This is a genomic window from Sphingomonas sp. NY01 (assembly GCF_038809135.1).
Classification (GTDB): domain Bacteria; phylum Pseudomonadota; class Alphaproteobacteria; order Sphingomonadales; family Sphingomonadaceae; genus Sphingomonas; species Sphingomonas carotinifaciens.
In genome coordinates, this window is the sequence record NZ_CP101722.1 from 2,368,470 (window position 1) to 2,380,917 (window position 12,448).

Annotated in this window: 12 protein-coding genes and 1 pseudogene; 3 read left to right on the plus strand and 10 right to left on the minus strand. The window is 66.4% G+C overall.

The annotated features are described in order from the left end of the window. Positions 1–4: 4 nt before the first annotated feature. Genes argC through NPJ82_RS11430 form a run of 3 tightly spaced genes read right to left on the minus strand, consistent with a single transcriptional unit; the run spans position 5 to position 1,543 of the window. Positions 5–916: an N-acetyl-gamma-glutamyl-phosphate reductase gene (gene argC, locus NPJ82_RS11420; protein WP_342657446.1), complete on the minus strand. Its 912-nt coding sequence runs from the start codon at positions 914–916 to the stop codon at positions 5–7. After that, positions 913–1,263 carry an SH3 domain-containing protein gene (locus tag NPJ82_RS11425; RefSeq protein ID WP_342657447.1) on the minus strand — a complete coding sequence of 117 codons (351 nt, stop codon included), beginning with the start codon at positions 1,261–1,263 and terminating at the stop codon, positions 913–915. The genes argC and NPJ82_RS11425 overlap by 4 nt, the downstream gene beginning before the upstream one ends. Then, positions 1,208–1,543, minus strand: coding sequence for a MarR family transcriptional regulator (locus tag NPJ82_RS11430; RefSeq protein WP_112382913.1), 336 nt, complete (start codon positions 1,541–1,543; stop codon positions 1,208–1,210). The genes NPJ82_RS11425 and NPJ82_RS11430 overlap by 56 nt, the downstream gene beginning before the upstream one ends. Before the next feature lie 257 nt (positions 1,544–1,800). Here NPJ82_RS11430 and secG point away from each other — a divergent pair, with 257 nt between their 5' ends. After that, on the plus strand, positions 1,801–2,169 hold the full coding sequence (gene secG, locus NPJ82_RS11435; RefSeq protein ID WP_342657448.1) for a preprotein translocase subunit SecG: 369 nt from the start codon (positions 1,801–1,803) through the stop codon (positions 2,167–2,169). Between the two features lie 110 nt (positions 2,170–2,279). After that, the gene (locus NPJ82_RS11440; RefSeq protein ID WP_112382731.1) at positions 2,280–3,929 is read left to right on the plus strand and encodes a CTP synthase; all 1,650 of its coding nucleotides are present in this window, start codon (positions 2,280–2,282) and stop codon (positions 3,927–3,929) included. 178 nt (positions 3,930–4,107) lie between these two features. On the opposite strand, the gene NPJ82_RS11445 is transcribed toward NPJ82_RS11440, so the two are convergent. Next, complete coding sequence (locus NPJ82_RS11445; protein WP_112382730.1) at positions 4,108–4,578, minus strand: Hsp20 family protein; 471 nt, start codon at positions 4,576–4,578, stop codon at positions 4,108–4,110. A gap of 245 nt (positions 4,579–4,823) precedes the next feature. Between NPJ82_RS11445 and NPJ82_RS11450 the strand changes: the two genes are divergently transcribed. Continuing rightward, on the plus strand, positions 4,824–7,247 hold the full coding sequence (locus NPJ82_RS11450; protein WP_149680742.1) for a TonB-dependent receptor: 2,424 nt from the start codon (positions 4,824–4,826) through the stop codon (positions 7,245–7,247). A 35-nt stretch (positions 7,248–7,282) separates the two neighbouring features. Here the strand turns inward: NPJ82_RS11450 and mltG are convergent, their stop codons facing one another. From mltG to fabD, 6 genes and pseudogenes are all read right to left on the minus strand, one after another. After that, positions 7,283–8,248: an endolytic transglycosylase MltG gene (gene mltG / locus NPJ82_RS11455; RefSeq protein WP_342657449.1), complete on the minus strand. Its 966-nt coding sequence runs from the start codon at positions 8,246–8,248 to the stop codon at positions 7,283–7,285. Positions 8,249–8,388: 140 nt separating this feature from the next. Further along, complete coding sequence (gene fabF, locus NPJ82_RS11460; RefSeq protein WP_342657450.1) at positions 8,389–9,645, minus strand: beta-ketoacyl-ACP synthase II; 1,257 nt, start codon at positions 9,643–9,645, stop codon at positions 8,389–8,391. A 103-nt stretch (positions 9,646–9,748) separates the two neighbouring features. Next, positions 9,749–9,985: an acyl carrier protein gene (locus NPJ82_RS11465; protein WP_019515010.1), complete on the minus strand. Its 237-nt coding sequence runs from the start codon at positions 9,983–9,985 to the stop codon at positions 9,749–9,751. Between the two features lie 134 nt (positions 9,986–10,119). Next, positions 10,120–10,859, minus strand: a pseudogene (gene fabG, locus NPJ82_RS11470) (3-oxoacyl-[acyl-carrier-protein] reductase). 12 nt (positions 10,860–10,871) lie between these two features. Next, positions 10,872–11,288 carry a GxxExxY protein gene (locus tag NPJ82_RS11475; protein WP_149680745.1) on the minus strand — a complete coding sequence of 139 codons (417 nt, stop codon included), beginning with the start codon at positions 11,286–11,288 and terminating at the stop codon, positions 10,872–10,874. Positions 11,289–11,317: 29 nt separating this feature from the next. Beyond that, on the minus strand, positions 11,318–12,277 hold the full coding sequence (gene fabD, locus NPJ82_RS11480) for an ACP S-malonyltransferase (protein ID WP_342657451.1): 960 nt from the start codon (positions 12,275–12,277) through the stop codon (positions 11,318–11,320). Positions 12,278–12,448 lie beyond the last annotated feature (171 nt).

Consider the following 12,448-nt stretch of genomic DNA (forward strand, 5'->3'; position numbering starts at 1 on the left):
CTCCTTACAGGACTAGCCCTGCGACCGGATCGAGCCCGGCCATGATATTGAGGTTCTGGACCGCTGCACCCCCGGCACCCTTGCCGAGATTGTCGAGCGTGGCGACCAGCCGCGCCTGTCCCGTGGCGCGATTGCCGCACAGGCGCAAGGTCATCCGGTCCGTTCCGGCATTTTCCTCGATGCCGATCGCGCCGATATCGCCGCTCGCCACCGATACCAGCGCGCTGTCGGCATAGGCCTTGGCCAGCGCATCCTCCACCGCGTCCCAGTCGGCGTGGAGGAACAACGGCACTTCGACCACCATGCCGCGATAGGTCGGCACCACGGCGGGCGCGAAGATCGGCGCGCGGGTCAGCCCGGCATGCGCCTGCATCTCCGGAATATGCTTGTGCGCCAGCCCCAGGCCATAGGGACGGAAGGCGGACGCGCCCGGTGCCTCATATTCGGCGATCATCGCCTTGCCGCCACCCGAATAGCCGGACGCGGCATAGACCGACAGCGCGGCATCGGCCGCCACCAGCCCGGCCCGCACCAGCGGCCGCACCAGCGCCAGGAACCCGGTGGGGTAGCAGCCCGGATTGGACACGAACCGCGCCCCGGCGATCTTCTCCGCCTGGTCCGGCTCCAGTTCGGCAAAGCCATAGGTCCAGTCCGGTGCCACCCGGTGCGCGGTGGAGGCATCCACCACCCGCGTCCGGTCGTTGGCGATCAGCGACACCGCCTCGCGCGCCGCATCGTCGGGCAGGCACAGGATCACGAAATCGGCATCGTTGAGCGCCTCGGCGCGCGCCGCCGCATCCTTGCGCCGTTCCTCGGGCAGCGTCACGACCGACAGATCGCTGCGCCCCGCCAGCCGTTCGCGGATCTCCAGCCCCGTGGTGCCGGCCGCACCATCGATGAAGACGGTCGCGCTCATGCCGCCTCGTCCAGCAGGTCGGCATCGACATAGCCCGCCAACCCCTGCTCGGCCGCCAGACCCCAGGCCAGGCCGCCGGTCACTTCCAGCACCTCGAAACGGGTGCCGGCATCCAGATCGGCCATCACTTCGCTTGTCCTCTCGCGTGCGACACGCAAGCACGTCGCCTGTCGCAGCGTGCGTAGCACCGGGGCGGCATAATGGGGGGCGAATACGTATTCGGCCAGGCGCACGTCCGCCAGGTCGCCGCGCACCGCATGGGTACGCGGGTCCAGGCGAACGGTCGGCCCGCTAAGCTGGAACGCCCTGCGGGACGGAGCCGTGCCGGGCTGGGGCGTCGCCTTCACCGATGAAATGCCCGAATTCTTCAAGAAAGTCCGCCCCTTCAGATGTGCGTGCGACGAAGATGTTGCGCTTGTCGCTGTCGTCGCGCTGGCGGCGCAGATAGCCGAGGGCGCCCAATCTGTTCAAGGCACGCGTCACCACCGGCTTCGACACGTTCAAACAGCGCGCCAGACCGCGCACCGTATGCGGGCCGGGTCGCAGGTACACCACCATCAACAGTGCCATCTGTCGATTGGTCAGGTCCGGTTCACCGGATCGCACATAGTCCACCAGCGCGGTCATCCATACCGCCAGCGACTGGGCTTCGACAGGTGCTGCCACGTTCGCGAATCCACTAGCTGTTCCGGGCATTTGCCGGGCGTTGTTTCGCTGTCATAACGCCGCTTGGCACGGCAGGTTTCCGTCGAATCGCTGCGTTTGCGTACCGTTTGTGACGCAAAGGTCCGGATCGGTCCGGCGCACGCCGGTTGATCCCCACCGACCCCTCGCCTATGTGCGTGCCGTTACACACAAGCTTTGCCCGGGAAATCCAGCCCTCCATGTTCGCCTTCCTGCTCGTCGTCCACGCTATCATCGCCGCGGCTCTCGTCACGGTGGTCCTCATGCAGCGGTCGGAGGGTGGCGGGCTCGGCATGGGCGGCAGTCCGTCCGGGCTGATGTCGGCACGCGGCGCGGCGGACTTCCTCACCCGCGCCACCGCGGTGCTGGCGACGCTGTTCGTCGGCTTCTCGATCGTGCTCGCGGTCTATGCGGCCACCCGCGCCGCGCCGCAGATCGATACCTCGCTGGCGCGCACGCCGCCCGCGACCCAGACGGCGCCCGCCACGGCCCCTGCCCCGGTTCCGGCCGACAATGCGGCAGCGCCCGTCCAGCCCGCGGACAACTCGGCCGTTCCGCTGGCGCGCTGACGCCGTTCGTTTTTCGTCACGATAACAGGCACGGCTCGCCCGCATTCCCATGCGGGCGTGCATCTTTGCTGTTGTCGTCTACCCCCCATCCAAGCTAGGCGGTTCCTCCCATGGCGCGGTATATTTTCATCACCGGCGGCGTGGTCTCGTCGCTCGGCAAGGGCCTCATGGCGGCCTCTCTTGCGGCTCTTCTTCAGGCACGCGGCTACCGCGTGCGCATCCGCAAGTTCGACCCTTATCTGAACGTCGATCCGGGCACGATGAGCCCGTATCAGCATGGCGAGGTGTACGTCACCGACGACGGGGCGGAGACCGATCTCGATCTCGGCCATTATGAACGCTTCACCGGCGTTGCCAGCCGTCAGTCGGACAACGTCACCTCGGGCCGGATCTACAAGACGATCATCGAGCGCGAGCGTCGCGGCGACTATCTGGGCGCCACCGTGCAGGTCATCCCGCACGTCACCGACGCGATCAAGGCGTTCGCCCAGGCCGATACGCTGGACGATGACGGCGAGGATCTGGATTTCGTGCTGTGCGAGATCGGCGGCACCGTCGGCGACATCGAATCGCTCCCCTTCATCGAGGCGATCCGCCAGCTGAAGAACGAGCTTGGCCGTGGCCGCTCGATCTCGATCCACGTCACCCTCGTCCCCTATATCGCCGCTGCCGGCGAGCTGAAGACGAAGCCGACCCAGCATTCGGTGCGCGAACTGGCCGCACTCGGCGTCGCGCCGGACGTGCTGGTCTGCCGCTGCGAAAAGCCGCTGCCGCCGTCGGAGCGCGCCAAGATCGCACTGTTCTGCAACGTGCCGTCCTCCGCGGTCATTCCCGCGCTCGACGCGGCCAGCATCTATGCGGTGCCGCTGCAATATCACGCCGAAGGGCTCGATTCGGAGGTGCTGCGCGCCTTCGGGATCGAACCCGGCGCCGCCCCCGATCTGGCCCGCTGGACCGAGATCGTCGACCGCCTCACCAATCCGGAGGGCGAAGTGACGATCGGCGTGGTCGGCAAATATGTCGGCCTGCAGGATGCCTACAAGTCGCTGAACGAAGCGCTCGTCCATGGCGGCATCGCCAACAAGGTGAAGGTCAACATCCGCTGGATCGACGCCGAGCTGTTCGAGGGCGATCACGGCGAGGTCGCCCAGCATCTGGAGCCGTGCCACGCCATCCTCGTCCCCGGCGCTTTTGGCGAGCGCGGTGCCGAGGGCAAGATCGCCGCGGTCCGCTTCGCGCGCGAGCGCAACGTGCCCTATTTCGGCATCTGCTTCGGCATGCAGATGGCCTGCGTCGAGGGTGCGCGCGACCTTGCCGGCATCGCGGATGCCTCCTCCACCGAGTTCGGCCCGACCGAACAGCCGGTCGTCGGCCTCATCACCGAATGGATGGGCCGCGCCGGGCTGGAGAAGCGCGAGGCGAGCGGCGACATGGGCGGCACGATGCGGCTCGGCGCCTATGATGCCAAGCTGGCCGGCAACAGCGTCGTCGCCTCCATCTACGGCAGCAACGACATTTCCGAGCGCCATCGTCACCGCTACGAAGTGAACACCGGCTACAAGGAAGCGCTGGAGAAGGGCGGCCTCGTCTTTTCCGGCATGTCGCCCGACGGCACGCTCCCCGAAATCGTCGAGCGGCCCGACCATCCCTGGTTCGTCGGCGTGCAGTTCCACCCGGAGCTGAAGTCCAAGCCGTTCGACCCCCACCCCCTGTTCGCCAGCTTCATCGGCGCCGCCCTGAAGCAAAGCCGGCTTGTGTGATTGTTAAGTAGCCCTCTCCCCTCCGGGGAGAGAGGGGGGACCCATCGCAAAGCGATGGGGGGTGAGAGGCCGCCCAAGCAGCGCAACGCCCAAAACAAACAAAGCGCCCGGACCTCTCGGCCCGGGCGCCCCGCGGCGCCGTATCAAAGGGAGTTCGACGTCGGCGCCGAGCTTGGGCTTATGCGGCCTGGGCTTCGCCCTGGTCCACATGCTCCACCGCGGCGAGCGGCTGACCCGTCTTGATCGCGATCGTCTTGGGCTTCATCGCCTCCGGCACCTCGCGCACGAGGTCGATGACGAGCAGCCCGTCGTTCAGGCGCGCATCCTCCACGAACACGAAGTCCGCGAGTTCGAAGCGCCGCTCGAACGAGCGATTGGCGATGCCGACATGCAGGAAGTTGGGCGCACCCGCCTTTTCATCCTTGCGGCCGGCGACGAGCAGCAGGTTCTGCTGCGCGGTGATCTCGATCTCGTCACGGCTGAAACCGGCGACCGCGATGGTGATGCGATACCGATCCTCGGCCAGACGCTCGAGGTTGAAGGGGGGATAATTCTCGGCCGTGGCACTGCGTGCGTTGGTTTCGAGAAGGTCGAACAGCCGGTCGAAGCCGATGGTCGAACGGCGATAAGGGGTCAGGTCGAGTCGCATTTGCAAAACCTCCAAAAGAAGCGAGTTGACGTCTGCGGGATGTCCAGTTCGCTGCGACATCCAGGCGCGGCCCGTAGCGGCACCGCACGGAACCTATTTGGTTCGCGCCAACCGCCATTCAAGAACCAGGATGCGAATTTCGACGCAATAGCTGCGCTTTGCCGCCGGCAAGGCACAGCCATGTTGAATATCCATCATATCAATAGAGATTACGCGGCGACCAGGGATCAAAAGGGAAATCGTTCATGTCGCTCACGCTCGCGCTGTTGCTCGCCGGCCAGATCGCCGCCGGCCAGCAGACCCCGCCGGACCAGACGGCAGGACCGCAGGACCCCGCGCCCCCCGCCGAGCAGGGACGCCTCGGCACCGCGCAGCAGGGCGGCGGCGACATCGTCGTCACCGCGCGCCGCCGCAACGAAACCGTGCAGTCCGTGCCCATCGCCATATCGGTCATCGGCGGCACCGCGCTGGCGGAAACCGGCGCCTATAACGTCAGCCGCCTGACCCAGCTTCAGCCGACGCTGCAATTCTATTCCACCAACCCGCGCAATTCCGCCGCCAATATCCGTGGTCTGGGCGCCCCCTTCGGCCTCACCAACGACGGGATCGAACAGGGCGTCGGCATCTATGTCGACCAGGTCTATTACAGCCGCATCGCGTCCGCGACGTTCGACTTCACCGATACCGAGCGCATCGAGATCCTGCGCGGGCCGCAAGGGACGCTCTACGGCAAGAACACCACCGCCGGCGCGATCAACATTTCCACCCGCGCGCCCAGCTTCACGCCGGAGGGCAGGGTCGAGCTGACCGGCGGCAATCTCGATTTCTTCCAGGGCAAGGCCTCGATTTCCGGCCCGCTGGTCGACGATCTGGTCGCGATGCGCCTCTCCGCCTCCGTCACCACTCGCCGCGGCACGATCTACAATGTCCGGCAGGACGAATGGCAGAACAGCCAGGACAATGTCGGTGTGAAGAGCCAGATCCTCTGGCACGCCACCCCCACGCTCGACCTCACCCTGTCGGGCGATTACAACCGCCAGAACCCCAATTGCTGCGTGCAATATTATGCCCGCACCGGCGCGACCCAGCGTCCGCTCAACCGCCAATATGCCGCGCTCGCCGCCGCGCAGGGCTATGCCGTCCCCTCCACCAACGCCTTCGACCGGCTGACCGACGTCGACACCGATCTGCGCGCCCGGCAGGAACTGGGCGGCCTGTCGCTGCTCGCCAACTGGGATATCGGCGGGGCCGCGATCACCTCGGTTTCGGCCTGGCGCTTCTGGCATTGGGACCCGTCCAACGACCGCGATTTCATCGGCCTGCCCATCACCACCGTCTCGGCCAACCCCTCGCAGCAGAGCCAGGTCAGCCAGGAACTGCGCATCGCCTCGACCGGAGAGCGCCGCCTCGATTACGTCGCCGGCCTCTTCTACTTCTGGCAGTCGATCGACACGCAGGGTTTGCAGGTACAGGGCCCCGCCGCCAGCGCCTTCCTGCTCAACCCGACCAGCGCCGGCGGCCGCAACCCCGCGACCCTCGACGGCCTGACCTCGCGCAACACCATTGGCTTCAAGAACACGTCGGCGGCGCTGTTCGGCAAGCTGACCTGGCACGCCACCGATCGCCTGTCGATCTCACCGGGCCTGCGCCTGAACTATGACAAGAAGGACGGCTCCTATGTCTCGGTCGTCACCAACGGCACCAACACGCCGCTGACCGCCGACCAGCGCGGCGTCCTCGCCCCGCAAAGCTATCAGCCCAGTTTCGACAACTGGAACGTGTCCGGCGACATCACCGTCGCCTATGACGTCACGCCCGACGTGCACTATTATGCCACCTATGCGCGCAGCTACAAATCGGGCGGCATCAACCTGTCGGGCCTGCCGCTCGATCGCAACAACAACCCGATCCTGGAATCGGCGCGCATCGACCCGGAAAAGGTCAACCACTTCGAACTCGGCCTGAAGACGCAGTTCGCCGACCGCCGTGCGACCGTCAACGTCGCCGCCTTCTGGACCGAGATCGAGGATTATCAGGCTACCGTCACCAACAATCAGGTCGGCGTGCTGCGCGGCTATCTGGCCAATGCCGGCAAGGTCCGCACCCGCGGTATCGAGATCGACAGCGCCTTCCGCCCGACCTCGCGCCTCAACCTCTACGCCAACGGCGCCTTCACCGACGCGAAATATGTTCGCTTCGTCGATGCGCCCTGCCCGCCCGAACTCGCCGGCGGCACCGCCCTCCAGCCGGGCCAGACACCCGCCCCCGCCGGTACCCCCGGTGCCAGCCCGGACAATTGCAACATCTCGGGCCAGTGGCTGCCCGGCATCTCGCGCTGGGCCTTTTCCTACGGCGCGGAATACGACCTGCCCGCCACCGTCGCCGGGGTCGAGGGTGCCTTCTACCTGGGCTATGACGGCAGCTACCGGTCGAAATTCTCGTCCAACCCGTCACGCTCGGCCTATACCGACGTGAACGGCTACAGCCTGTCCAATTTCCGCCTGGGCTTCAAGGCACCGAACAGCTGGAACGTCTTTGCCTGGCTGCGCAACGCCTTCGACCATGATTATTACGAGCTGCTCGCCACCCAGTCCGGCTCGACCGGCCTGATCGTCGGACAGCCCGGCGATCCGCGCACCTACGGCCTGACCGTCTCTAAGTCCTTTTAACGAGCGAGGGGCCGGTCACCCCCGGCCCCCTCCCCTCACATCTCTCCGCGCGAGCGGCGGATGGCGTACCATTTCTCCACATTGGCGTTATGCTCGGGCAGCGTGTTGGCGAAGACATGCCCGCCCGTCCCGTCCGCCACGAAATACAGCGCCGGGCTCGACGCGGGGTTCAGCACCGCATCGATCGACGCCCGCCCCGGATTCGCGATCGGCCCCACCGGCAGGCCGGCGCTGGCATAGGTATTGTACCCATTTTTGGCATGCAGTTCGGACCGCAGGATGCGCCGCCCCAGCGGCCGTCCCTTGGTGATCGGATAGATCACCGTCGGGTCCGCCTGCAACGGCATGCCGATGCGCAGCCGGTTGCCATAGACCGCCGCCACCATCCGCCGCTCGGACGGCTTGCCCGTTTCCTTCTCGACGATCGAGGCGAGGATGATCGCCTGTTCGGGCGTCGATACCGCGATGTCGGGTTTCCGTTTCGCCCAGGCGTCCGCCAGATAGCGGTCCATCGCCGCCTGCATCCGCGTCACCACGGCCGCGCGCGTGTCGCCACGCTGAAAGGCGTAGCTGTCCGGCAGGATCGACCCCTCGGCCGGCACCGGCACCTCCCCGGTCAGGCCGTCCGCCCGCATCAGCGCATCATGCACCAGGGCCGACGGGTAACCCTCCGGCACCACCACCATCCGCTGGCGGACCTTGCCGTCCTGCAACAGCGCATAGACCTCGCTGGCGCTGGCTCCGGCGGGCACGTCATACTCGCCCGCCTTGATCGACCCGCCACCGCCAAAGACCCGCGCGAGCAGGCGGAAGCGGGTGGCGGAGCGGATCGCCCCGGCCTGTTCCAGCTCGGTCGCCGCGCGTGCCAGGCTGGCGCCCTGCGGCACCACCACCGTCACCGGCCGCTCGGCCGGGCCGGCGCCCGCCCACATGTTCGCCGCGACGAACCCCGCCAGCACGATGGCGGCGATCAGCACCAACAGACAGCCCAGCTTGCGCATCGTCCCTCACCTGCTTGTCATAAACAGAGGCGCCCCGCCTCGCCGTCCGTAACGAACGACAGAAGCGAAGCGCCCCTTATGCCCCCGCTTTGCGGGAGCGTCAGCGCGCGGACAAGCCCGGCACCCTGACCTATCGACGTTTAGATCGCCTTCATCACCAGCGAGGCGTTGGTCCCGCCAAAGCCGAAGGAGTTGTTCAGCACCGCCTTGACCTCACGCTTCTTGGCCGTGTGCGGCACCAGGTCGACGCCCTCGGTCCCCTCGTCGGGATTGTCGAGGTTCAGCGTCGGCGGCACGATCTGGTCCCGCAGCGCGAGGATGCAGAAGATGCTCTCGACCGCACCGGCGCCACCGAGCAGATGGCCGATCGCCGACTTGGTGCTCGACATGGACGCGCCCGACAGGTCATCGCCGAACACCCGCTTGGCGGCCGCCAGTTCGATCGTGTCCGCCATGGTCGACGTGCCATGGGCGTTGATGTAATCGATGTCCGACGGCTCCATGCCCGCCTTGCGCAGCGCCATGCGCATCGCATTCTCGGCGCCCTTGCCTTCGGGATGCGGCGCGGTGACGTGATAGGCGTCGCCCGACATGCCGTAACCGACGACTTCGGCATAGATCTTGGCGCCGCGCGCCTTGGCATGCTCATATTCCTCGAGCACGACGACGCCCGCACCCTCGCCCATCACGAAGCCGTCGCGGCCCTTGTCATAGGGACGGCTTGCCTCGGTCGGCCGGTCGTTCATGCTCATGTTCAGCGCGCGCGCCTGTGCGAAGCCCGCCACGCCCAGCGGGTTGATCGTGCTCTCCGCGCCACCGGCCAGCATGATGTCGGCATCGTCGTCGCGGATCATCCGCGCCGCGTCACCGATCGAGTGCGCGCCCGTCGAACAGGCGGTGACCACCGCATGGTTGGGGCCCATCAGGCCGTATTTGATGCTGACCTGACCCGAGATCAGGTTGATCAGGCGGCCATGCACGAAGTGCGGGCTGACCCGTCCGGGGCCGCGCTGGTCCAGATTGACCGATTCGAGCTCGATGCCCGGCAGGCCGCCGATACCCGATCCGATCGACACGCCCGCACGCAGCCGCGTCTCTTCGTCCATCTTGGTCAGGCCGGCATCTTCCAGTGCCTGCCCGGCGGCGTCGATGCCATAGACGATGAACGGATCGACCTGACGCTGGACCTTGTGGTCGACACGCTTGTCGGGGTCGAAACCATATTCGTGATCCTTGGGCTTCACCTCGCACGCGATGGTGCATTTCTGCCCCGTGGTATCGAAGCGGGTGATCGGACCGGCGCCCGACTTGCCAGCGATCAGATTGGCCCAGGCGGTTTCCACGTCAGCACCCAGCGGCGTGACAAGACCCAGTCCGGTGACGACGACGCGCCGCATATTCCACTCCATTCACAACGAAAACGGCTCCCCGCCCACTATGCCGGGGTCGGGAAGCCGCTAAATTCCGGCCCTTGACGGGCTAGGTCAATCCCCGAAGGGATCAGCCCTTATGCTCGTCGATGTACGTGATCGCGTCCTTGACGGTCGTGATCTTCTCGGCGGCATCGTCGGGGATCTCGACCCCGAACTCTTCCTCGAACGCCATGACGAGCTCGACGATGTCGAGGCTGTCGGCACCGAGATCGTCGATGAAGCTCGCGTCCTCGGTCACCTTGTCGGCTTCGACGCCGAGATGCTCGACGACGATCTTCTTCACGCGGTCGGCGGTCTCGCTCATGGTAATCCCTCTTCGTATCCTGCGGGGTTTAACGGTATTCTGAACGCACGTAGAACGGGCAAAACGCTGTGGCAAGCCCGTCGGGTTCCTCCTGGACCCCGATTACAGCCCACTCGAAGCCCATCGGACTTCGCTCACAACATCGCCATGCCGCCGTTCACATGCAAGGTCTGTCCGGTCACGTAACCGGCCTCGCGGCTGGCGAGATAGACGACTGCCGCGCCGATGTCTTCCCCCTTGCCGAGGTCGCCGGCGGGAATTTTGGTCAGCAGCGCGGTCTTCTGCACCTCGGGCAGCACGTCGGTCATCGCCGATCGGATGAAGCCCGGCGCGACGCAGTTCACCGTCACGTTGCGGCTCGCCAGTTCCTGCGCGATCGCCTTGGACATGCCGACCAGGCCGGCCTTGGACGCGGCATAGTTCGCCTGCCCCGGATTGCCGGTCGCGCCGACGATCGAGGTGATGGAGATCACGCGGCCGAACCGCGCCTTCATCATCGGCTTGGCGGCGGCGCGCATCAGGCGGAACGCGGCCTCCAGATTGACGGAGATCACCTGATCCCATTCGTCATCCTTCATCCGCATCGTCAGGTTGTCGCGCGTGACCCCGGCATTGTTGACCAGGATGTCCAGCCGGCCGCCCAGTGCGTCCACCGCCTGCGGCACCAGCGCATCCACCGCCGCGGCGTCGGACAGGTCGCACGGCAGCGCGACATGATCGCCCCCCAGCTCCCCCAGAAACGCCTCCAGCTTCGCGACGTTCGACCCGGACACCGCCAGCCGAGCCCCCTGCCCCGCCAACGCCCGGGCGATCGCCGACCCGATCCCCCCGAAGCCCCCGTCACCAGCGCCGTCATTCCCGTCAGATCGAACATGCTTCGCAATCCTTATTGGTTCACGCGAAGACGCGAAGACGCGAAGGCGGTGTGGCCGTTGACGATACGTCGCAGCCCTTCCTTCAGCGTTGCGCCTCCAAAATTGATGAGCAGCCCCAGGGGCTGTTTCGTCAGTCGAAGATAGGTCAGCAGCTGCTTGCCATGAGCGGCGTTCAGCCGCTCGACCGATTTGATTTCGACAAGCAGCGCACCGGCCACCACAAGGTCGACCCGGAAAGCCGCGTCAAACGAAAGCCCTTCAAACGTAAACGAAACCGGCATCTGCCGCTCGACGCTGTGGCCCAGCGCGCTCAACTTGGCCGCAAGCACCGTCTCGTAAACGCTTTCCAGCAAACCCGGCCCAAGATCACGATGAAGCCGCAGCGAAACGTCGATGACATCGGAAGCGGCCGCCTCCAGATCCATCATCTTCGCGTCTTCGCGGCTTCGCGTGAACATCAAAGCCTTTTAAGCAATTCCTCGATATCGTCCATGCCGACCACGCTCACCGCATCCACATCCGGCGCGATGCGCTTGACCATCGGGGTTAGCACCTTGCCGCCGAACTCCACGAACTGCGTCACGCCCGCCTGCGTCATCGCCGCCACCGATTCGCGCCAGCGCACCATGCCCGTCACCTGCTGCACCAGCAGCGTGCGGATCACGCCCGGATCGGCCACCGCCACCGCATCGACATTGGCATAGACCGGCACCAGCGGCGCCCGCAGGTCCGCCTCGGCCAGCGCCGCGTCCATCGCATCGGCCGCCGGTTGCATCAGCGGGCAATGGAACGGCGCCGACACCGGCAGCAGCACCGCGCGCTTGGCACCCAGTTCCTTGGCCAGCGAAACCGCCCGCTCCACCGCTGCGCGGTGACCCGAAATCACCACCTGCGACGGATCATTGTCGTTGGCGACGGTGCACACCAGTTCCTCGCCCCCTTCGGCCAGGATCGCATCCACCGCCGCGCCGGCGATCACCTGCGCCTTGTCCAGGTCGGCACCCAGCAGGGCGGCCATCGCCCCCTCGCCCACCGGCACCGCGGCCTGCATCGCCTGACCCCGCAGGCGCAGCAGCCGTGCGGTTGTCGCCAGGTCCAGCGCGTCCGCCGCGCACAAGGCGCTGTATTCGCCCAGTGAATGCCCCGCCACGAAGTCCGCCTTCTCCGACAGCCGCACGCCCCCCTCGCGCTCCAGCACGCGCAGGGTGGCAACCGCATTGGCCATGATCGCGGGCTGCGCATTGGCGGTCAGCATCAGCTCGTCCGCCGGTCCCTCGGACATCAGCCGATACAGGTTCTGCGACAGCGCCTCGTCCACCTCCCCGAACACTTCGCGGGCCACCGCACTGGCCTCCGCCAGGGCCTTCCCCATGCCCACCGCCTGACTGCCCTGACCCGGAAAGATGAACGCGCGCATGATCCTTGACCGCCTTACCCTGTTGGCAAATGATCCGCGGGCGTTAGGCACCCTGTTCCACGCTGGCAAGCGTCGAAGGGCCGATCGCAGCTTGCGTTTCACGCCGATATCGCTATGGCCGCACCGTCAGGGCGACGGGCATCGGTCCGCCGCCCCGGCGCCATTACATCG